The organism is Niveibacterium sp. 24ML (assembly GCF_026586805.1).
GTDB lineage: Bacteria > Pseudomonadota > Gammaproteobacteria > Burkholderiales > Rhodocyclaceae > Niveibacterium.
Map to the genome: position 1 here is coordinate 25,229 of NZ_JAPFHA010000008.1, position 21,577 is coordinate 46,805.

General features: G+C 66.0%; 18 protein-coding genes and 1 tRNA gene. 11 read left to right on the forward strand and 8 right to left on the reverse strand.

What is annotated here, in order from left to right; genetic code table 11:
- Positions 1 to 157 precede the first annotated feature (157 nt).
- Complete coding sequence (locus tag OPU71_RS08810) at positions 158 to 538, forward strand: hypothetical protein (protein WP_267727441.1); 381 nt, start codon at positions 158 to 160, stop codon at positions 536 to 538.
- A 90-nt stretch (positions 539 to 628) separates the two neighbouring features.
- Here the strand turns inward: OPU71_RS08810 and OPU71_RS08815 are convergent, their stop codons facing one another.
- Positions 629 to 832 carry a hypothetical protein gene (locus OPU71_RS08815; RefSeq protein ID WP_267727443.1) on the reverse strand — a complete coding sequence of 68 codons (204 nt, stop codon included), beginning with the start codon at positions 830 to 832 and terminating at the stop codon, positions 629 to 631.
- 550 nt (positions 833 to 1,382) lie between these two features.
- Here OPU71_RS08815 and OPU71_RS08820 point away from each other — a divergent pair.
- Positions 1,383 to 2,534 (forward strand): DUF748 domain-containing protein, encoded by a 1,152-nt coding sequence (locus OPU71_RS08820; protein WP_267727444.1) that lies wholly within the window; start codon positions 1,383 to 1,385, stop codon positions 2,532 to 2,534.
- Between the two features lie 339 nt (positions 2,535 to 2,873).
- Positions 2,874 to 3,551 (forward strand): CAP domain-containing protein, encoded by a 678-nt coding sequence (locus OPU71_RS08825; RefSeq protein ID WP_267727446.1) that lies wholly within the window; start codon positions 2,874 to 2,876, stop codon positions 3,549 to 3,551.
- 38 nt (positions 3,552 to 3,589) lie between these two features.
- Here OPU71_RS08825 and OPU71_RS08830 read toward each other — a convergent pair whose 3' ends face one another.
- Entirely contained in the window at positions 3,590 to 4,090 is a 501-nt protein-coding gene (locus tag OPU71_RS08830) for a flavin reductase family protein (RefSeq protein WP_267727448.1), read from the reverse strand.
- Positions 4,091 to 4,427: 337 nt separating this feature from the next.
- On the opposite strand from OPU71_RS08830, the gene OPU71_RS08835 reads away from it, so the two are divergent.
- A complete protein-coding gene (locus tag OPU71_RS08835; RefSeq protein ID WP_267727450.1) occupies positions 4,428 to 5,141 on the forward strand; it encodes a pirin family protein in 714 nt (237 codons plus the stop codon).
- A gap of 49 nt (positions 5,142 to 5,190) precedes the next feature.
- Here the strand turns inward: OPU71_RS08835 and OPU71_RS08840 are convergent, their stop codons facing one another.
- Entirely contained in the window at positions 5,191 to 5,619 is a 429-nt protein-coding gene (locus OPU71_RS08840) for a c-type cytochrome (RefSeq protein ID WP_267727452.1), read from the reverse strand.
- Between the two features lie 116 nt (positions 5,620 to 5,735).
- Entirely contained in the window at positions 5,736 to 7,952 is a 2,217-nt protein-coding gene (locus OPU71_RS08845) for a patatin-like phospholipase family protein (RefSeq protein WP_267727455.1), read from the reverse strand.
- Positions 7,953 to 8,141: 189 nt separating this feature from the next.
- Between OPU71_RS08845 and OPU71_RS08850 the strand changes: the two genes are divergently transcribed.
- Positions 8,142 to 8,218 (forward strand) — tRNA-Arg (locus tag OPU71_RS08850).
- A gap of 63 nt (positions 8,219 to 8,281) precedes the next feature.
- Here OPU71_RS08850 and OPU71_RS08855 read toward each other — a convergent pair.
- On the reverse strand, positions 8,282 to 10,489 hold the full coding sequence (locus OPU71_RS08855; protein ID WP_267727457.1) for a putative bifunctional diguanylate cyclase/phosphodiesterase: 2,208 nt from the start codon (positions 10,487 to 10,489) through the stop codon (positions 8,282 to 8,284).
- 276 nt (positions 10,490 to 10,765) lie between these two features.
- On the opposite strand from OPU71_RS08855, the gene OPU71_RS08860 reads away from it, so the two are divergent.
- Positions 10,766 to 11,404: an MBL fold metallo-hydrolase gene (locus OPU71_RS08860; protein ID WP_267727459.1), complete on the forward strand. Its 639-nt coding sequence runs from the start codon at positions 10,766 to 10,768 to the stop codon at positions 11,402 to 11,404.
- 9 nt (positions 11,405 to 11,413) lie between these two features.
- A complete protein-coding gene (locus OPU71_RS08865) occupies positions 11,414 to 12,103 on the forward strand; it encodes a response regulator transcription factor (protein WP_267727461.1) in 690 nt (229 codons plus the stop codon).
- Positions 12,104 to 12,160: 57 nt separating this feature from the next.
- On the opposite strand, the gene mscL is transcribed toward OPU71_RS08865, so the two are convergent.
- Positions 12,161 to 12,580 (reverse strand): large conductance mechanosensitive channel protein MscL, encoded by a 420-nt coding sequence (mscL, locus tag OPU71_RS08870; RefSeq protein ID WP_267727463.1) that lies wholly within the window; start codon positions 12,578 to 12,580, stop codon positions 12,161 to 12,163.
- 84 nt (positions 12,581 to 12,664) lie between these two features.
- On the opposite strand from mscL, the gene OPU71_RS08875 reads away from it, so the two are divergent.
- Positions 12,665 to 13,609 carry a sensor histidine kinase gene (locus tag OPU71_RS08875; RefSeq protein WP_267727466.1) on the forward strand — a complete coding sequence of 315 codons (945 nt, stop codon included), beginning with the start codon at positions 12,665 to 12,667 and terminating at the stop codon, positions 13,607 to 13,609.
- A 14-nt stretch (positions 13,610 to 13,623) separates the two neighbouring features.
- Complete coding sequence (locus OPU71_RS08880) at positions 13,624 to 15,816, forward strand: AsmA family protein (protein ID WP_267727468.1); 2,193 nt, start codon at positions 13,624 to 13,626, stop codon at positions 15,814 to 15,816.
- Between the two features lie 5 nt (positions 15,817 to 15,821).
- On the opposite strand, the gene OPU71_RS08885 is transcribed toward OPU71_RS08880, so the two are convergent.
- On the reverse strand, positions 15,822 to 17,561 hold the full coding sequence (locus OPU71_RS08885; protein ID WP_267727470.1) for an ABC transporter transmembrane domain-containing protein: 1,740 nt from the start codon (positions 17,559 to 17,561) through the stop codon (positions 15,822 to 15,824).
- 408 nt (positions 17,562 to 17,969) lie between these two features.
- Here OPU71_RS08885 and OPU71_RS08890 point away from each other — a divergent pair, with 408 nt between their 5' ends.
- Positions 17,970 to 19,244, forward strand: coding sequence for a hypothetical protein (locus tag OPU71_RS08890; protein WP_267727472.1), 1,275 nt, complete (start codon positions 17,970 to 17,972; stop codon positions 19,242 to 19,244).
- A 178-nt stretch (positions 19,245 to 19,422) separates the two neighbouring features.
- Here the strand turns inward: OPU71_RS08890 and OPU71_RS08895 are convergent, their stop codons facing one another.
- Positions 19,423 to 19,947, reverse strand: a complete 525-nt coding sequence (locus OPU71_RS08895) for a hypothetical protein (RefSeq protein ID WP_267727474.1) — start codon at positions 19,945 to 19,947, stop codon at positions 19,423 to 19,425.
- 125 nt (positions 19,948 to 20,072) lie between these two features.
- Here OPU71_RS08895 and OPU71_RS08900 point away from each other — a divergent pair, with 125 nt between their 5' ends.
- Positions 20,073 to 21,575 (forward strand): YifB family Mg chelatase-like AAA ATPase, encoded by a 1,503-nt coding sequence (locus OPU71_RS08900; RefSeq protein ID WP_267727475.1) that lies wholly within the window; start codon positions 20,073 to 20,075, stop codon positions 21,573 to 21,575.
- The last annotated feature ends 2 nt before the right edge of the window (positions 21,576 to 21,577 follow it).

Consider the following 21,577-nt stretch of genomic DNA (forward strand, 5'->3'; position numbering starts at 1 on the left):
CAGGCGTGGGGGCGACGCGGGTGACCGCGTCGCCCTTGTCCTTTGTGGGGCATGCCGGCAGACCTTGCGTTGCAGCAAATCCGCTGCTGCTTTTGCCGCCCCGCCGATCGCGGCTGATTAGACTTGCGGTTTCGCTCGCTTTGCCCACGCATTCCTCATGCCTGTCACGCGTTATCTGCTGGTTCTGCTCATTGCGGCGAGCGGAACGCTGTTCCTTTCCGAGGCTGCGTGCTGGTTCAGCGAATGCCGCCCGATCGAGACGATGCATGCATTCGCTGCCGTGGGGGTGCCGATGCTGATGCTCTACGCGATCCTGACCCTCGGGCTCCTGTATCGCCTCGCGATCGTGCTGGAGCCGCGCCATGGTCGCGCCTGTGCCGCGCTGTATCCCTCTGCAGTGCTGTCAACGGCCGTGGCTCTGGGCTTCACCGACAACCGCCACCCGCTTTCCGGCGATACGCTGGAGCTGGTGCTTTGCCTCTTCCTGCCCTGGTTTGCGGCGGCGATCGGTGGCCTGACGCTGCGCGCACGCGGCTGAGCCTCGACCCGGTTTGCGCAAGGGCCCCGCGTGGGGGCGAGGCCGCCGCCGCTATCAGGATGAGCCCATGCGCACTCGTCCGGCCCGGCCTTAGTCGCGCAGCTTTGAACTGATGAATAGCATCAGCGCCAGGCCGATCACGACCTCTTCGCCGTAAGGGATGCGCTCGAAGGAAACGAGCGCAACGATGAAGGTCGGGATCGAGATCAGGAACAGGTGCGGGTAGCGCAGGCCGACGCAGAACGCGCGCAGCTTGGCGGGCAGGTACTTGGCGACAACGGGGGACAGGGCCATCAGTGCAGCAACTCCGGAATCAGGTTTGGGCGGGCTCGCCCGCGGGCCCGAGAGCTTAACGCGAGACGCCTGCGCGGGCGAGCCAAAGAAAAACCCCGCGGTGCATCGCACGGCGGGGCTAACAGGCACTAGTGGAGACGCGCCCTCAAGCGGCTTGCGCGGATCCAGGGTACGACTCGATTCTGCGGGGCTTGGCGCGCCGGAACCATGTCCGCGCGGGGCACTCGCTTGTCCCGGAAAACCGGCGCCGCACATCACCTCCGGCGCTGAATGCAGGCGAACAAACGGATAGAAACCGCGCAAAAATGTGCCCCGCAAGACCGCATCCGGCCTTGCGGGGCAAAGGGCTGCGGCACACGAACCGCGTCATGGCCCACTCCCCATGGGCGCGATGACGGTTCCATTGTGTCGGGATGCCGTGCCGCGCTCCATGGCTGACCGCGCCAATGAGTTGACCGGCGGGCCATGCTGCGGGCCGTCCCCGTACCCGATCGGGCGCGTAGAATCCGCGCTTCTGCCGTGATCACCTGGCTTTTTTCGCTTGTATCGTATGCTCCCCTTGCTCCGCCGCCGCCTTGTCGTCGGCACGCTTGCCGTGCTGGCCGCCCTGCTGGTGCTCTTGCCACTGGCCTATCACATTGCGCTCAAGCGCCTCACGGTCGAGCTGGAATCGGTCCTCGGTGAACGTAGCCGGGTGGGCGCGATCGAACTGGGCTGGAACGCCCTGGTGCTGCGCGATGTCGTGGTCAGCGCAACGCCGGCCTGGCCGGTGAAGGAGGAACTGCGCGCGGCCAGCGTGCGGGTTAAGCCCGCGCTGCTGAGCCTGTTTTCACGCGATGTACTGATCCGCGAAGTGGTGCTTGAAGAGGCCTACCTCTCGATGCTGCGCACCCGCAAGGGCCAGCTGCGCATTCTGCCGGCGGTGCTAGAGGCGGACACCGCCAAGCCGGATACGCCGCAGCCCGGCCCCCAGTCGCCGGCGGCCGATAGCGAGGCCGCCCCCGAGCTACCGACCGAGCCTGCGCGCAAGCTGACGATTGCGGCGATCACCCTGATCAACGGGGCGATCGACTATTGCGATGGCAGCGTCGCACGCACGCCCCACTGCATCGCATTGCGCGATCTCGACGGCCAATTCACGTCCCTGAGCTTGCCCACGCTCGACGCGCAGAGCAGCCTGACACTGGCCGGCACGGTGGAAGGCAAGCAAGGCCAGGGCCGGCTGAATCTGGATGGCACCATCACCCTGCTCAACCGTGACATGGATCTGCGCCTGAACCTTGCCAGCGTTGATCTGCACACCTTCGAGCCTTACCTGATCAAGAGCGTCGATACCAGCGTGCGGCGTGGCAGGCTCGATCTGAACCTGCATGCCAAAGTCAGCAAACGGCGCCTGAATGCGCCTGGCCAGCTGACCTTGAGCGAGCTTGAACTGAACGAACGCAGCGGCAGCTTCATGGGCATGCCGCGCGGCCTGGTTGTGGAGTCGCTCAAGGGCAAGGACGGCCGCATCCAGGTGGATTTCACCCTGCAAGGCAATCTCGACGATCCCAAGTTCTCGCTCAATGAGGTAATGAGTACCCGGCTTGCCGCATCGCTGGCCAAAGGGCTGGGCATCAGCCTGCAAGGTGTGGTCGGCGGGGTTGGCGGTGCCACCAGTGGTATCGGCGAAGGTCTTAAGCGCCTCTTCGGGGGCGACTAAGCCGGCGGCTGGCTCGCCCTTGCGTGCTGGCCAGCCCCTTCGTTGCCGGGTTGCCAGGCCATCACCCCCAGCTTGTCGACGCGTGTGCGTATGTCGTCGATTGCCCACGGCTTAGGCAGGCTCATCGACGAAGAGGATGCCGACCACCTCGCGCGGCCGACTCGAGGGACGGGGCGCGCTGCCCGGGCTGTCCAGTCTTGCGGACTTGTGCAGGCAGTGACGAAGGGCAAGCTGGGCATGACGGGTGGCCCGCCTTGTCATGCACGATGCAAATATCATGCGGGCGCAGCCGTGCCCCGCCCGGTGCGCGCCCTTTCAAGCCAGACACGAGTGATCCAGATGAAACTGCAATTCCCCCGCCGCCCCGCACCCGCACGCTACTCACCCCCGGCGCCGACCCTGCTCGCCCTGGCTGCTAGCGCGTTGATGCTGGCGGCCTGCGGTGGCAGTGGCGAGGCCCCGGCGCCGGACCTGCCAAGCGGCGGCAATGGCAACGGCGGCGCCGTGACCCCTGGCCCGGCGCCAACGCCCACTCCTGCACCGACGCCCACGCCCACGCCGACACCGCCGGTTGAGCAGGCCACTTGCGGGGACCCCGCCTTCGTCAGCAGCGCCTTGGCTGCCGTGAACGCCTACCGTGCGGCGGGCGCCGTATGCGGAACGACCAAGTATCCGGCGGCACCGGCGCTCAGCTGGAACGCTGCGTTGAATGCGGCCGCGCAGGCGCATTCGGCCGACATGGCGGCACGCAACTACTTTTCACACAACAGCCTGGACGGCACCAGCCCCTGGCAGCGGATGGCGGCTGCCGGCTATACCGGAAGCGGCGTCGGCGAGAACATCGCAGCGGGTCAGTCAAGCGTGAGTGGTGTGCTGGCGGGCTGGATGGCGAGCCCCGGGCACTGCGCCAACATCATGAATGCGTCGGCGAACGAGCTTGGGCTGGCCTGTGCCCCCGGTGGCCAAGGCAGTGATTACTCGACCTACTGGACGATGGGCACCGGCCGCTCGCGCTGAAGGCACACCCTCTCAGCCCGCGGCACGGCGAGCTGGCTTCACTCCACCGACAGATAGCGGTAGCGGCCGCCGTGATAGATCAGCGGCTCCCCGTCGCCCTGTGCGAAACGTTCGACCTGCCCCAGGAAAATCAGGTGGTCACCCCCATCGTGGCGGATTGCGTTGCGGCATTCAAACCAGGCAAGGCAACCGGGCAGCAGGGGCACGCCCCCGATGCCGGTGTTAACGTCCAAGTCGTCGAACTTGTCATCGGCGCGGCTGGCAAAGCGGCGTGAAAGCGGCATCTGATGTGACGCGAGCACGTTGATCGCATAGCGCTCACACTGTTCGAAAGCCGCCAGCAGGGGCAGGTGGCGCGCCAGGCTCCATACCACCAGCGGCGGCGCCAAGGAGACCGAGTTGAACGAATTGACGGTGAGGCCGATCGGCTTGCCCGCGGCATTCAGGGCGGTCACCACCGTAATGCCGGTCGCGAACATGCCCAGCGCGCGGCGAAATGCCAGCGTATCGAAGTCGGGCAGGTGGTCGGGGTCAGACATGCGGGCATCTCGGTACAAACAGGAAGGGGCGGATTATGCGGCCCGCGGCATCGGGCGTCGACCCGCAACCCAGCAGGGTTATTGCGGGTGACGATTTCCCGTTCAAGCCTTTCGTTCTGCGGCCGTAATCAATCCTGCGGGCGGCCACACGGTGGCGAGTCTCGGCGGCGAACCAGCTTGCCACCGTAGCCTTGTGCCGCTCGCACCTTCCTTGGCCTGAAGTGAACACGATTCACCAAAGCCGCCAGAAACGATCGCTTTTGGCCTGCGGCGCGCCCACCTATCCTTGTTCAAACAGTTGATCCGACTTGATGGATCGCTGCAGCAGGGGCCCGCCATGATCCAGATCCGATCCGCCGCCGAGCGCGGACACACCAAGCACGGTTGGCTTGAAAGCCACCACAGTTTCTCTTTTGCCGACTACTACGATCCGGCCCACATGGGCTGGGGCGTGCTGCGCGTCATCAACGATGACCGCGTTGCGCCCGGCATGGGCTTTGGCACCCATGGCCATCGCGACATGGAGATCGTCAGCTATGTGCTCAGTGGCACCCTGCAGCATCGCGACAACCTGGGCAATGGCACGCTGATCCAGCCCGGCGATGTACAGCGGATGAGCGCCGGGCGCGGGGTGCTGCACAGCGAGTTCAACCCGTCGCAGACCGAAGGCGTGCACTTCCTGCAGATCTGGATCCTGCCTGCGCGCCGCGGCATCGACCCTGGCTACGAACAGATCCGCTTCAACGACAGTGACAAGCGCGGCCGTCTGCGCCTGGTGGCCTCGCCCGATGGCCGCGATGGCAGCGTCACGGTGCATCAGGATGCCAGCATCCATGCCGGGCTCTTCAATGCCGGTGAGGCAGCCACCTATGCGCTTGCGCCCGGGCGGCTGGGCTACCTGCATGTTGCGCGCGGCAGCGTCACGCTCAACGGCGAGGCCATGCAGGCGGGGGATGGCGCACGGATCAGCGATGAGGCGGCGCTGCAGATTGCCGGCCTCGAGGGCGGCGAAGTCTTGCTGTTTGATCTGCCGCCGGAAGCAGCCTGGTAAATGGAAATGGGCTGCCCTTGGGCAGCCCATTTGCCAGCGTGCGGAAGGCTTACTTGACCTCGGGTTCCTTGAACGAGGCGCCCGACTTGTTGGCCATGAAGGCAATCGCGCGGGCGATTTCCTCATCGGTCAGGTCAGGGTTACCACCCCGTGCGGGCATCGCGTTCTTGCCGGCGATGGCGGACTTGGTCAGCCCATCGAGCCCCAGCGCAAGGCGCGGCGCCCAGGCGGCGTTGTCACCGATCTTCGGCGCGTTGAGCGCGCCGGAGCTGTGGCAGGCGGCGCAGGCCGCCGTGACAACTTGTTCACCGGTACGGCTCCCCTTCGCAGCGCCGGCATCGGCGGCGCCCAGGGCCACCTTGGCGACCGGCTGGATCAGCGTTGCGGTCTCTTCCTCATTGACGGGTTGCGACTGGTTGCAGCCGGCAAGCAAAGTGGCCGAAAGAAGTGCGAGCGGTAGCGCGGAACGGATCGACATGATGGCCTACGGTGTGTTTTCTGGATTGGAGAACGCGGCCCCCTGCCGCGCAAGCCCCTGATTATAGCGGGAGTATTCGCCGCGCTGGCGCATCGGCTTGATGCGCCAGCGCGCCTTCAGTAGGGCACGCCGAGGTAGAGGTAGCCCGCCTTGCGGCCGCCTTCGCCCTGCCCGTAGGCGAGGTAGAGCGGACCGAGCAAGGTATCAAGCCCAACGAAGGCTGAACCGGCATAGATCAGGCCAGTGCTGCGCTCCTCCAGATAAACGCGGTCGACGCGGCCAAACTCGGCTGAACTGCCCAGGTACAGGCCGGTTCCCAACTGCGGTACGAATTGCGCCAACTGCCGATACACCATCAGGCGGCCGAACATCGTGCGGGCACCGACGAACTCCTGGTCCTGGTAGCCCGATAGCTTCAGGAAGCCGCCCAGCCCGCTTGGGCTCAGGCTCTGTGGTCCGTCCGTGAGGTTGCCGGCGTACTCCAGCGTGAGCCGGCCTGTGTTGCGCAGCAGCGTGCCTACGATTTCGCCGGTGAATGATCCGAGCGTGGCATCGCGCGTGACGTCCGCTTCGTTTCGAGCCCGCACCTTCGACAAATCGGCCTTGAGGTAATAGCCGTTGCGGGGAAAACGTGGATTGTCGAGTTGGTCTATCACCACTTGTCCGTGCACCCCGGCGAGCCTGAGCCGCTGGCCTTCCACCGGTGAAACCGGCCCGATGATGCTCTCACCGCGCACCGTCGATCGCTCGTAGCTCAGGCGTGCTTCGCCCAGGCTGCCCAAGGAATAGCCGAAGCCCGCCCCGAGCGTGCTGCTGTAGATTGCGAACTCGCCTTTTTCCCGCCCATCCTCGTCGTAAATGCCGAACTTGTCGCGGCCATAGGTGAGGCGGCCGGAGAGAAACCATGGCGAAAGGGCAATCGGCTGGAACAACTCCGTATCCAGGCTCTGGTTGTTGCCCAGTTGCAGGTTGTTGCGCCACTGCGCACCCCACCGGTTCAGCCAGGTCATCTGCAGGTTCGCCAGCAAGCCCAGTTCCGCGTTGTTGTATGAATCGATCTTGAAATCGAGCCCGAAACGCAGGTAGTTGGGCCCCACCGCACGCTCAACCGGCATCACGTCGGCGATGCGTTTTCCGTCTTCGGTGCGCACGGCATAGCTGACGCGATCGAAGTCACCGGTCTGGTAGAGGCGCTCGGTGGTGGCCAGCAGCGCCTCGCGCGGCATCGGGCCCGCTTGCTTGCCCTGCACGATCCCGCGCACATGCGATTCGGGAACGAAGCGCGTCTCCTCGACCTTGACCACGTCATAGGTGCTGGGCTGCGCCGCCAGTCGTGCCGCCAGCGCGCGCTTCCAGGCCTCGTACTCGGCCGGGCTGACGCTGAAGGCAGCGAGCTTGTCCTCGTTTGCAATCGCCGCTTCGCGGCCTTTCTTGATGAGTTCGGGTGCGAGCGCGAAGTCGGCTGGCGAATAGCCCTTGAGCTTGGGCTCGATCAGTACATCGCCCGGTCCCATCCTGGCGAGCTGTTCGGATACGTTGCGGCGAACGAAAATGTTCGATTGCTGCGCGCTGATATCAAGCAGGGTCTTGATTTCGTCGATCGGTGTCAGCGGCGTGCCGACGTCCACCACGATCACCGTGTCGGCACAACGGCCCTTGACGTTCTGGACCGGTACGTTGCGCACCAGCATGCCATCCACCAGCAGGCGCCCGTTCTCGCGGATCGGATCGAACACGCCCGGCACCGCCATGGATGAGCGCATTGCGATCATCAAGTCGCCGGAGCGGAATTCCACCGCATCACCACTGGCAAGATCCGTCGCCAGCGCGGTGAAGGGAATCGGCAGGGTGTCGAAGTCCGCCACCGATGTGTCGCGCGTGAGCTTGCGCAGGAAGGTCTCGATCTGTTGCGTGCTCACCGCCGCGCGGGGCAGCACGAGACCATTGGCGTCGAGACCAAGCGTCACATCCAGCAGGTTGCTCCGGTCGTCCTTTTTGCGAACGTAAGGGCGGTCCTTGCGTTCTGGCACGCCGGCCAGCAGTTTGTCCCAGTCGGCATGGGTGACCTCGCGCTCCATTTCCTCGACCGAAAGCCCACTGGCGTAGGAGCCGCCGACCAGCGCGCCGGCGCTGGTGCCGGCGATGCAGGAGATCGGTATGCGCAAGCGTTCGAGTTCGGCAATCACGCCCAGGTGCGCCAGGCCGCGCGCACCGCCGCCGCCGAGCACGAGGCCGACGCCTTGCGGCAGCTTGGGTGGTGCATCGGCCGCAGTGGCCGCGAATGAAATGGCAAGCAGACAGATTGATAACGAACGCATCAGGTCAGCACGCATGGCGGAGTCCGATCAGTCAGTAATGAGTCGCGTGACCCGCACGTCACGAGACGAATCCATGCCCCTACTCTAGCCGACTTCGGTTGGCCGCCTCCCCGACCCTGATCAGCCCGCGATCGCTCCGGATTGCCTTGCAGGCCAGGCTTTCATGGACGTTCAAGGGCCAATGCGCTATGATCCACCGGCTGTGCGACCGTAGCTCAGCTGGATAGAGTACTGGCCTCCGAAGCCAGGGGTCGTGGGTTCGAATCCCGCCGGTCGCACCACCCACCCGCCTTTTTGCCCGCACGGGCTCCCGCCTCTTCTCTCGCAGACCTGACGCACCGGCGTCAAAGGTAGTCGTGCTCGCGTTCGCCGAGCAGCACTTCCGCCGGTGTGACCTCGCTCGCCAGCCAGGCCGTCAGCGCGGCCTCGGGCATCGGGCGGGCAACCAGATAGCCCTGCACATAGTCGCAACCGGCGCGGCGCAACTGATTCAACTGCGCGCTGGTTTCCACGCCTTCGGCAACCACCTTGTGCCGCAGGGCGTGCGAGAGCGCGACGATGGATTCGACGATGGTTCTTGCGTTCGGGTCTTCGTCCGATCGCAGCACGAATGCGCGGTCGATCTTGACCAGATCGATCGGCATCCGCGAGAGGTAGGACAAGCTTGAATACCCAGTCCCGAAATCGTCCAGTGCGATGGAAACGCCCAGCTCCTTGAGCCGCGCCATTTCGCGCAAGGCGGTATCGGCGTCGCGAACGATCACGCTCTCGGTCAGTTCAAGTTCGATCATCGCGGCCGGCAGGTCGAAATCGCTGAGCGCGCGCACTACCGTTTCGCAGAAATCTCGGCTCTCGAACTGTGGCGCGGCAATATTGACGGCCACCCGAGGCGGCTTGAGGCCGGCTGCGCGCCAGCGTGCGACGGTCGCGCAGGCGCTGCGCAAGACCTTTTCGCCAATCGTCACGATCAGGCCGGTTTCTTCTGCTACCGGAATGAAGCGTGCGGGCGAGATGACCGTGCCTTCGGGTGTGCGCCACCGCAGCAATGCTTCGGCGGATATCAGGCGACCGCTGGCGATCTCGACCTGCGGCTGGAATTCGAGGAACAACTCGTCGTCATTCTCGAGCGCGCGGCGCAGGCCGTTCTCGATCGTCAAGCGGTCCATCGCGCGCTGATTCAGATCGGGCGTGTAGAAGCGATAGCCGCCACGGCCGGCTTCCTTGCTGGCGTACATCGCCAGATCGGCGTTCTTGAGCAGGGTCGCGGCATCGTTGCCGTGGTCGGGGCACATGCTGATGCCGACGGAACAGCCGATCTTGAGACTGTGCCCCACCAGTTCAATCGGATCGAGGAAGGCATTGAGCACGCGGCGGGCAATGCGGCTGATCTGCTCGGTATTGCGTACATCACGCGCGAGGATCACGAATTCGTCGCCACCGAGTCGTGCAACCAGATCGCCGTCGCGCAGGGCGCGGCGGAGCTTGTCTGCAATCTGCTGCAGGAGTTGATCGCCGGATTCATGCCCGAGCGTGTCGTTGATCCGCTTGAACTGGTCAAGATCAAGGAAGAGCACGGCAATGCGCTCACCGCTGCCGGCGTGGGCGGCCAAAGCCAGCTCAAGCATCTCGGTGAAATGCGCGCGATTGGGCAGGCCTGTCAGCGTATCGCGCTGCGCCAGATCGAGCGCCTGCGCGGTGGCCGACTCAAGTTCGCGCGTGCGCGCCTGCACCCGGGCTTCAAGCAGATTCTGGTACTCGATCACCCGCGCACGTGAAGCGCCAAGGCTATCAACCATGTGCTGGAAGGCGCGCCCCAGATCGGCCAGCTCGTCGGTGGTCGAGATCTGAACCGTCTGGCCCAGGCGGCCATCGGCAACCTCGCGTGCGGCGCGGGATAGATCTCGCAGGGGTTGCACCAGGCGACGGGTGAACAGCGTCGTCAGAACAATCGCCAGCGCCGTCACGACAATCGCAAAACGCGCGGTTTCATTGACGAACGCCAGCGCTTCACGACGCGCGCGCTCGCTCGACAGGCCCAGCTGCACATAGCCGAGCACACCGACGCTCGCGCTCTCGGGCGAGGCGGCACGCGCGTTGCTGTAGCTGCCTTCCGGGCTGCGCACGACCGCGAGGAACTCGATGACATCCTTGCCTGATCGGCGGCTGCTGAGGCGATCCGACGGCCAATCCGACGGCAACACGCGTGCCGGCTTCTGGCTGCGGAACTGGCGCTCGACCAGCAATTTGCCGTCGGTGCCGTAGAAGGCCGCGTAGGTGACGTCATCATTGCTCGACAGGCCGGCGAGCAGTTGCGACAGCGCCTCCTGGTTGCCACTGTAGAGCGGGAACTCGCTGCTTTCCGACAGCATGGCAACCACCGCTTCGCCGTGCGCCTGCAAGGCCGCATACGAGAGCCGGGACTGCGTGCGGATCACCGCGACGCCAATCGCCAGGGATGTCAGCAGGATGGTCGACACTGCCAGCAAACTGAGTTTGGCGGCAATGCCCATCGGGCGGACCATCAGGAAAGCGCGGCGTTCAGGTTCGGCCATTTCGCGATTGTGGCTCAGCGCAAGGATTTCGTGGCAGTCCGCCGCTGCGCTGGCGATCGGGCGTCATCGCGCCGACCCGAACTTGCAGATCGAGAACGGCCAGGCAAGGTGACTGTCCTGAAGACGGCATCCGGTCGGTGAAGAGCGATATGACATGCCTCGACTAACGGCGCGAAGGGCCGCGGACTTGAGCGGGCGACCAACCCTGTGGCGTGAAACGGATCATGAGCAGCACGGGCGCCGGGCGCTAGAATGGGTGGTTTGGAGGCAAGCGACTTGAAATACCGGATTCTTCCCGTAACGCCGTTCCAGCAGAACTGCAGCCTGATCTGGTGTCCGCAGACACGCATGGCCGCCCTGGTTGATCCTGGCGGTGAGGTTGATCGCCTGCTTGCCGCGGTTGAAGCCGAGGGGCTGACGCTTGAGAAAATCCTGCTGACCCATGGCCACATCGACCATGCAGGCGGCACCGCGGAGCTGGCGCGCCGGGCCGCTGTCCCGATCGAAGGCCCGCAACTGGAAGAGCGGTTCTGGCTCGAAGCCTTGCCGCAACAGTCGCGCATGTTCGGCTTTCCGCAAGTTGAACAGTTCGAGCCGACGCGCTGGCTCGAAGACGGTGATACCGTCACGGTTGGCGAGCAACAGCTGCAGGTGCTGCACACGCCGGGCCACACGCCGGGTCATGTGGTGTTCTTCCATGCCCAGACCCAACTCGCTCTGGTCGGCGACGTCATCTTTGCCGGTTCGATCGGCCGCACCGACTTCCCGCGCGGCGATTTCAACACCCTGGTCAATTCAATTCGCAGCAAACTGTGGGCCTTGGGGGATGATGTCAGCTTCATTCCCGGCCATGGCCCGATGTCCACCATCGGCCGTGAGCGCCGTACCAACCCCTTCGTAGCCGAAGGTCTTTGAGGAACCGACATGCGTCTGGCCATGCTCGAAGATGATCGCGATCAATCCGGCACTCTTGCTGCCTGGCTGCAGGATGCCGGACACGATGTGCACGCCTTCTCGCACGCGCGCGAACTGATGAAGGTAGCCGGCCGCGAGAGCTTCGACTTGTTCCTGATCGACTGGATGCTGCCCGAGATCACCGGGGCTGAGGTGCTGCGCTGGTTGCGGGTGGATCGCGAAGATCCGACTCCGGTGATCTTCGTCACCGCGCGCGATGCCGAAGAAGACATCGTCGCAGCCCTGGGTGCCGGCGCTGACGACTACATCGTCAAGCCGGTCAGGCGGCTTGAACTGATTTCGCGCATCAGCGCCGTGTTGCGCCGGGTACGCCCGAAAGAGCCGGAGCGCGAACTGCGGGTGCCCCCCTACCGTTTCGACCTCACGCAGAAGGCCTGCAGCCTCGGCGAAACGAAGATCGACCTGACCGACAAGGAATTCGAACTCGCGGTCTTCCTCTTCCGCAACCTCGGGCGCTTGCTCTCGCGCGGGCATCTGCTTGAAGCGGTGTGGGGCCGCAATCCCAACGTCGCCACCCGCACCATCGATACCCATGTGTCGCGGCTGCGCACCAAGCTCGCGCTGCGCCCCGAAAACGGCTACCGCCTGACGCCAACCTACAACTACGGCTATCGGCTCGAACGCGCGACCGAGGAATGAAAACGGCCGCCGGGCTTGGCGCGGCGGCCGCTGGATCTTGCCTTGGCAGGCGCGGGCTTACTTCTTCAGTGAATCGCGGATCTCGCGCAACAGCAAGATGTCTTCCGGTGTTGCCGGGGCTGCGGCCGGTGCGGCGGGTTGTTCGCGCTTAAGCTTGTTGATGAGCTTCATGGCCATGAAGATCGCGAATGCAATGATCAGGAAGTCGACGGCAGAATTGATGAAGGCGCCATACTTCACCAGCGGGGCACCGGCCTTCTCGGCAGCTTCAAGCGTCTCGAAGGTCTTGTCGCCCAGGTTGATGTACAGATGCTTGAAGTCGACGCCGCCGACCAGGCGCCCGATCACCGGCATGACGACGTCCTTGACCAGCGAATCGACGATCTTGCCGAAGGCACCGCCAATGATCACGCCGACTGCAAGGTCGACAACATTGCCCTTCAGCGCGAATTCCTTGAATTCAGAAAAAAAGCTCATGACCCGATCTCCTGGTTGGTCGCCGTTCTTTGCAAAGGTCCATGCCTCGGCCTGGCTGGCGGGCAGGTGCGCCGCGAAGTGTCCATGATGCAAGCCTCGCCGTGCAAGACAATCTCGCTCCCGCTGGCCGCATTGGAATCGCTTGTCGCCGGGCTCATTCTCGAAGCGGCCGACGGCAGCATCGCTTACGCCTCGCCGCGCGCCCTGGCGCTGCTTGGCGATCAGTCACCCGAGGCGCTGATCCGCGGACTGGGCGGCGCAGCGCCCGCCGTGGTCGATACCGATCACGGGTGCCGGCTTGCTTTGCGTGCCTGCCCCTTGGTCGATGAGGGCCTCACCCTCTGGGTGCTTGAAGACCTGACCCCGGCAACCCGCGCCGCCGTCCTGCGCGACGATGCCTTGCGCGCCATGTCGCATGACTTGCGCGCGCCGATCGGCACGCTGCTCACACTCGCCGAGGGTGCGGCCGATGGCACGCTGGCCGCCAACGCGGAAACCTTCGCCCGCGTGGCGCACTTCGCCGGGCTTGCCCTGGCACGCGCCGACAGCGTGCTGCGCATGCTGCGCGCCGACGCGGCCACGGCCGAACGATTCGAGCTGTTCGATCTGCAGCAGATTGCTTGGGAAGCGGCCGACGAATGCTGGCAGGATGCGCGCCGCCGGCAGATTGAAATCGTCGTCGAGGTGCCCGATGGCGAAACCCTGGTGCGGGGCGACCTCGACATGTTGCGGCAAGCGCTCACGCACCTGCTGCGCAACGCCGTGCTGCATGGCCCGGCCGGCCAGCGCGTCAGCATCACTGTTGCCGCGCAGGCTCAGGCCGGGTACTCGGTGACGGTACGCGACCATGGCGGCGGGCTTGATGCCGTGCAGGCTTCGGTGCTGCTCGCCGCAACGCCGCTGGCGCCGGTGCGCGGGCTCGGGCTGGCTACGGTTCGCCGCATCTGCGATGCCCACGGCGCCCGCCTGCAGTATCGCCATGACGCCGATGGCGCCAGCGTGACCCTGCACTTGCCAGCCGCCAGCTGACGATGCACGCCGCAATGTCGCGTTTGCCCAAGATCCTCGGTTTCCTGCTCGGTGCCGTCAGTGCGCTGTGCGTGGTCCTGGCGCTTTACCTGCTCGCCACCTGGGACGGCAACGCGGTGCGGCGCGACCTGGCTCGCGAGGTGCGCGAGCGCTGCGGCCGGCCGCTGGCGATGGAATCGGCGCCGCGTCTGCGTTTTCGCCCGATGCCGACGATCGTGATCGATGGCCTGGCGCTGGGCGAACGCGGAGTCCCTGGCATCGCCGCGCGCGCCGGCCGGGTCGAGGCAGGCATTGCCCTGCTGCCGGCACTGCGCGGGCGGCTAGAAGTGCGCAGCCTCGCGGTGCACGACCTGAGCCTGCAACTTGAGCGCAAGCAGGGCGACTGGAGCCTTAACGATGTGCTGCGCGGCATGCGGATGGAGTCGAAATCGCAGCTTGCGGTCAAGCTCGAAGCGCTGACGCTTGAACGCGCCCGCCTGCGGTTGCATGACGATTCGCTCGGACACGCGCTCACCTTTGAGCGGATTCACCTGAAAACCGGCGCGCTGCAGCCCGGCTCGCGCGGCCGCATCATCGGCGAAGCCACCCTCACCGAAGGGCCGGGCGCGGCGTCGGGCGGGCTGAGTATCGACGTTGCTTATCTGCTCGATGCCCAGGGCTACGACATCGAATCGGCCAGTTTGGCCTTCCGGGGTGACGCCTGGGGCGCGACCGGGCTGGAGGGCGAATTGCTGGCGCGATCCGGCCGCGGCGACCACCACAGCACGCTCGCCCTGCAGGGGCTTTCTTTGCGCGCCAAGGGGCGCATCGGTACCGGGCGGCTGCAACTGAACGCCAGCGCGGAGCGGCTGGCGCGCCAGGAAGACGCACTGGCCCTGCAGGCGATCAAGGCGCGCATGCTGGTCAACGACGGCGCCGAGCGGACCGATGTGAGCTTTGAGACCGCATCGATCGCACCCCGCACCGCAAGCTTTCCGGGCGAGCCGCTACATGCCGCCTTCCGCAGCGAAGGCGGCAAACGCGTGAGCAGCGGGCAATTGAGCGCGCGCATCGCCTACCGGCCCGACCACGCCAAGATCGAGCTTGATGCGCTCGACGCGCGCTGGCGCAGCAGCCCGGCCGGCAGCCCGGAAGGCGAATGGCTCGCGCACATCACGGGCCGCGCCAACACCTCGCTCCTGGGGGGCCGCGTTGAACTCGATCTGGGCGCCCGCGTTGGCAAGTCGGCCCTGCGGATGAAGGCCGACTACGAACAGGCGCGTCCGATTCCGTGGAGTTTCCTGCTCAGCGGCGATCAGCTCGATGCCAACCGCGTGCGTGCCAGTCTGGCGCTGGAAGGGCCGGGTGATCTGCTCGCGCCGCTGCTGCGCCTGAACGGATCGGGCCGCCTGCAGTTGGGCAAGTTTTCGCTCGGTGCGCTGCATGCCAGCGATCTGGCGGGCGAGCTGGAAACCGGCAATGGCAGCGCCAGCTTGAAGAACGCGCGCCTGAGCGCTTTTGGCGGGCAGTTCGAGGGTTCGGTGCGCTACACCCGTGCCGATCACCGCCTTGCGCTGGACAACCGCTTCAGCGGGATCGATCTCGCTGCCATGCAGAAGGCGCTGCGCCGCAACTGGCCGATCAGCGGCACCCTCAGTGGCCAGTGGACGATCGAAGCCGCCGGCCTGAACTGGCCAGACATCGCACGCAGCCTCAGTGGCGAGGCGCGTTTCACGCTCAGCCCGGCGTATTGGCGCGGCGGCAGCATCGAAAACCTGCTCACCGCGGTGCGGCCGGCGCTCAAGGATCGAAGCCCGGCACAACGGGCGGCCTTGCCAACCGAACAGCAGGCCTTCACGGCGCTGGGCGCGCGCTGCAGTCTGGCAGCCGGGCGCGCCGATTGCAGCGAGTTCTTCGCCCAGACGCCCTGGACGCGCCTGGGCGGCGAGGGCAGCCTCTCGCTTGCCGACGGCTCGCTCGACTGGCTGACGCGCATCGCCGTGCAGTCGCGCGGCCCCACGCCACGCGCACTGACGGGCTTGCGCGGTGTCACAGTGCCGCTGCGCCTGAACGGGCCGGTCGGCAGCGCGGGCTATGCGCTGGATTGGCGCAGCGCGCCGCCGCGCCCGGCGCCGGTGAAGGCCGCGCCGCGCCCGGCTGAACCCGAAACGGCACCGGACTCAAGCCCTGAAAACGCTGCGCAGACGGTGCCGAGCGCCGCTGGCTAAACCCTTCAGCCGGCAAACTGCAGGCGCGCCAGATGGGCGTAGAGACCGTCGGCCTCGACCAGTTGCGCATGGGTGCCGGCTTCAACGATGCGGCCGTGCTCCATCACCACGATGCGGTCGGCTTCCTGCACGGTAGCAAGGCGATGCGCAATCACCAGCGTGGTGCGGCCGCGCATCAGGTATTCCAGCGCGGCCTGCACCACGCGCTCGCTTTCGGCATCCAGCGCCGAGGTCGCTTCGTCGAGCAGCAGGATCGGGCGGTCTGCCAGGATTGCGCGGGCGATCGCGATGCGCTGGCGTTGCCCGCCTGAAAGCTTGACGCCGCGCTCGCCCAGATCGGTGTCGTAGCCCTGCGGCAGGTTCTTCACGAACTCGTCGGCATACGCCGCTTCGCAGGCCGCTCTCACCTCGGCCAGTGTGGCCTGCGGACGCGCGTAACGCACGTTTTCCAGCACGCTCATCGCGAAGATCACCGGCTCTTGCGGCACTAGGGCGATCCGTTCGCGCACCGCCCGCGGATCGGCCTGGTGCAAGGGCACGCCGTCAATCGTGATGATGCCGCTGGCCGGGTCGTAAAAGCGCAACAGCATCTGGAATACGGTGGTCTTGCCGGCGCCCGAGGGGCCCACCAGCGCCACCGTCTCACCCGGCGACACGGCAAGCGAGAAGTCATCGAGCGCTGCCGTATCGGGGCGCGAGGGATAGCGGAAGTTCACCTGCTCGAAGCGCACTTCGCCGCGCGGCGGCGGCAGGCTTTGCGGGTTGGCCGGCGGCGCGATGTCGGGCACGGTGGCGAGCAGTTCCATCAGGCGTTCGGTCGCGCCGCGCGCGCGCTGCAAATCGCCCCACACTTCCGACAGCGCGCCCACGCTGCCGGCCACCATGGCAGCGTAGAACACGAAGGCCGACAACTCGCCCGCCGTCAGCCGCCCGGCCAGCACATCGTGCCCTCCGATCCACAGGATGAACGCGATCGCCCCGAACACCAGCACCATCACCGCCACGATCAGCGCCGAGCGCGCGGTGATGCGCCGGCGCGCGGTAAGGAAGCCGCGTTCAACACGCTCGGCGAAGTCGGCGCGGTCGGCGCCCTCGTGGCCGTAAGCCTGCACGATGCGGATCTCGTGAATGGTCTCGTCGATACGATTGCCCAGATCCGCCACCCGGTCCTGGCTCTCACGCGCCAGCGCGCGCACGCGGCGCCCGAACAGCACGATCGGCACCACCACCAGCGGCACCCCGGCAATCACCAGCAGGGTCAGTTTGGTGCTGGTGGTGAACAGCATCGCGAGCCCGCCGATCAACAGCAGCGCATTGCGCAGCGCGATCGAAACGCTCGAGCCGATCACGTTCTCAAGCTGGGTGGTGTCGGAGGTCAGGCGCGAGATCACGTCGCCGGTGCGCCCGCTCTCGAACCACGAGGGCGGCAGCGAGAGCAGGTGGTCGAACACGCGCCGTCGCAAATCGGCGGTGACCCGCTCGCCGAGCCACGACACGTTGTAGAAGCGCAGCCAGGTTGCCGCCGCCAGCAGCGCGATGACGCCGAACATGGCGGCCAGCGCGCGGTCCAGCCAGGCCGGATCGCCGGCCGAAAAGCCCTTGTCGATCACCGCCCGCAGACCCTGGCCAACCCCGAGCATGGCGCCCGCAGCGAGTACCAGCGCGATCGCGGCAATCAGGATCCGGGCACGGTAGGGGCGCAGCAGTTCAGTGAGGATGCTGCGAACACTGGGTGGCTGGGGCATGGCGGCAGTCCTGGCAGGCCGGCGTTGCCGGCAACGGCCGATATCCTCTCATGCGTTGATTGGGGCCGCATGTCGGGCAGACGGGGCCTCTGATCGCGGGCGTGAGCCGGTTGATTGCGCACCCGGGCATGAGCATGTACGGCGCTGCAGATTGAAAGGTGCCGCGCCGCACGACCATCAGCTTGGCCAAATCTGTTCTACATCAAGCAAGGCGTTCGAGCCCCTGAGTTCCGGATCAATCCGGACCGCCGACGCCTTGCCGTGGATGGTGTCGGGCACGTACTGTCCGGCAGGTCGGGAGCACGGGGATGCCGCCTTGGCAATTCAACTGATGGCGTCCGGGGCTCCGCGCATTTCGCTCGAACACCTCAAACCAGGGTGAAAGTTATGCAAGGCAGACAAGTCTTGTTGGGAGCGCTGGTCACGACAGCGCTGCTCGTCATCGCGTTTGCGGTCTGGTGGATTGCAACCCCGTCCTTGAGATCGGAAGCGCCCGCTCGCGGCCCGGTTTCATCTTTGTTCCGGTCCATGATCCCGAAGGCCCTTGCCAACAACTTTGGCATTCCCGGGGATGAAGTGACGATTTCGTCTGAAGGCGCCGATGCGCAGGCACGGCTTGTCGACGCGCTATTGCACGGTCGGTTTGAAGAGGCGGACCGTATCGCGAAAGCGATCATTGAAAACGGGCAGTTCGGGAATCACGAAAAACAGGCGGTATTCCATGCAGCGCTTGAAGGCCTGAAGGGGCGGGGCAAGGAACAGGCACGGATTCTGGATTATCTGTCGATGCTGGCACCGAGTTCGCTCACCAATGACCTGGTGGGCGAACTGCTGAACGCATTTGGCAGTTCTGAATTGAGGGCAGCGGCGGCCAGAACGCTTGGCGCCGCATTCATAGATCCGAGCCCGGATGGCGCCGATCAGACGCCGATGGCCCGAGCCAGAAACGCCGCGATTCTGGACGCGCTTCGGGCAGGAATCGCGAGTTCCGATCAGAACGTGGCAGTCAGTTCGCTGATGACCTTCAGTCGGATCGGGCCGACGGAAGAGGTGACCGCGGCACTTCTGAAAATCCAGGCACGCAACTGGATCGACCGTACCGCTGCCGTGAGGGAGTTGCTGATCCAGATGCCCGCTGCAAATAGCGCAAAGGAGCAAGTGAGCCTCGCAAAGACCATTGTTCGTTTGAGCGAGGGAGCAACTCCTGGAGAACTCCGCCCCGACGAACTCGTTTTTACTACGTCTCAGAGCATTTCAGGGTCTGACATTGTGATCGCACGCATCTCCCCGGATGCGCGGCAGATCATTGCAGCGCATATGATCAAGCTTGAGCCGCCAATCGCCGATGCTTCAGGAACCGTGACGCCTGCGAACGCACGTGGGTATGCGGAGTGGCTCAAGCTGACGACCGAGCTCACATCAAGCGGAATCGCGGAAGCGAACAAACGGGCTTTCGCGGCACTTCAAGCCGCCGACGATCCACGGCGCGTTGTCGCCGTCCTCGCCGCCATCAGCGGGCCAGGCTTTGCCGGCGCAGTCAGTCCGGACGAACTGAAATGGCTGCGAGGGCAGGTCGAACGAGCGGCACGGGAAAGCCACGCGGCGCCGCTGCAAGCGGGCATGGTTCAAACCGCCACCGAGGCGATTGCCGCAGCTGAGCGGGAAAGGCACTTGCAACCTTAGCGGCAGTGTCCTGCAACCGGGTCGCAATCCAGTGTGGATGCTGCGCCCCCCGGGCGGCCAGGGCATGGCGCGTGTTCTGGCAGGCCGGGCTCGCCGGCGGCAGCCGGCATTCTTTTGTGCGCGGTTCAAGCCTGCGCCGCAGGCGCGCGTGCCGGCCCGGCCGGTTCCGTGAGTCCGCCTAGAAGCGCAAGCGCGTCCCGAAGCTCACGCGACCCTGCTCAACCGGATCGAAGCGCAGTTCGTCGCCCTCGCGGTACAGGCGGTAAGCGGCCGATACGGACCACGCGGGCGAAAAGTCGTAGGAGAGGCGCATCCCGGCGTTCAGCGTGCGCCCTTGGCTGCCGCCCAGCGCGTCGATGTCACCACCGATGCGGAAGCTGCGCCAGAAACGGTACTCGCCAAACGCATGCAGCAAGGGCACGTAGCTGCGTCCGGTGAACAGCTGGGTCGCCGCGCGCGCAGGGTCCCAGTTGCTCAGCCCCACGCCGGCCGTGACATCGGGCTGGTCGAGCAGCGCATAGCGCAGCCGGCTGCGCCCGATGGTCGTGAGATCACCCTCTTCGGCGCCTTGCGCGTTGTGTGATGGATAGTCGGGCGAGGCGACGCCGAAAGCGCTCACCGGCACTCGCAGTCCCGCAGCGCTGGCGGGCAGGCCCAGCACGAGGCCGAAAACAGCAAGGCCCAAAGCGCAGATCCGGCTCATGTCGCACCCCCCGTCAAGAACGCTCGCGATGCCGCAGCGTGACTGGTGACGCGCGGCGCGAATTTTCATTATGGACGCTGAGGCGCAGATCGCTAGACTCAGGCCATTGTCATTGCGGAACGATCATGAGCCTTGCCTGCGTTGTCAGTCGCGCCCTCGACGGGATCGCCGCGCCCGAAGTGGTGGCCGAGGTGCATCTCGCCAACGGCTTGCCCGGCTTTTCGCTGGTTGGCCTGCCCGAAGCCGAGGTCCGCGAAGCGCGCGACCGGGTGCGCGCCGCGCTGCAGACCTGCCAGTTTGAATTTCCGCAGCGGCGCATCACCGCCAACCTGGCGCCGGCCGACCTGCCCAAGGAAGGCGGGCGTTTCGATCTGCCGATCGCGCTCGGCATTCTTGCGGCGTCGGGTCAGATCCGCAGCGGTGCGCATGAGGGCATCGAGTTCGCTGGCGAGTTGTCGCTCGATGGCCGCCTGCGGCCGGTGCGCGGCGCGCTGGCGATGGCCTTGGCGGCTACGCGTGAAGGGCGTCGCCTGGTGCTGCCCGCAGCCAATGCCGCCGAAGCCGCACTGGTGGCCAATGCGGGCGTATTCGCCGCCCGCAGCCTGCTTGAAGTGGTGGCACACCTGAACGGACAAAGCCTGCTCGATCCGGTGGTGGCGGACCCGTGTGCCCGCGAGGCGCCGCGCTATCCCGACCTGGCGGACGTGCGCGGCCAGCAAAGCGCAAAGCGCGCGCTTGAGATCGCCGCCGCCGGGCGCCATTCACTGTTGCTTTACGGCCCGCCCGGCAGCGGCAAGTCGATGCTGGCACAGCGCCTGCCTGGCCTGCTGCCCGCTATGTCCGAGGCCGAAGCACTTGAAGCCGCGGCGGTGCAGTCGATCGACGGCGGCTTTGACCCGGCCCGCTGGGGCGTGCGGCCGGTGCGCAGCCCGCACCATTCGGCTTCGGCCGCTGCGCTGGTGGGCGGCGGGGCATCGCCGCGCCCGGGCGAGATTTCCTTGGCCCATCATGGCGTGCTGTTTCTCGATGAGCTGCCGGAGTTCGATCGCCGGGTGCTCGAAAGCCTGCGGGAGCCGCTCGAAACCGGGCACATCACCGTATCGCGGTCGGCGCGGCGGGCCGACTTCCCCGCGCGCTTCCAGCTTGTTGCGGCGATGAACCCCTGCCCCTGCGGGCATCATGGCGACGCCAGCGGGCGTTGCCGCTGCACGCCGGATCAGGTGGCGCGCTACCGCGGGCGCTTGTCCGGCCCGCTGCTCGACCGTATCGACATGGTGATGGAAGTGGCCGCCGTGCCCGCCGCAGACTTGCAGGCGGCAGCGCCGGGCGAGGCCAGTGCCGCAGTGCGGCAGCGGGTGGAGGCGGCTGATGCCGTGCAACAGGCACGCCAGGGCAAACCGAACGCGGCGCTGGAAGCCGCCGCGGTGGAGCGCTTCTGCACCCCCGACGAGGCGGGTGCGCGCCTGCTGGCGAGTGCCATCGCCCGCCTGGGCTTGTCGGCGCGTGGTACCCATCGCCTGCTGCGTGTGGCGCGCACGATCGCCGATCTGGCTGGCGCCGAGGGGCTTGGGGTCAGCCATGTGGCCGAGGCAGTCCAATTGCGTCGTAACCTGCCCATGCCCGCCTGAGG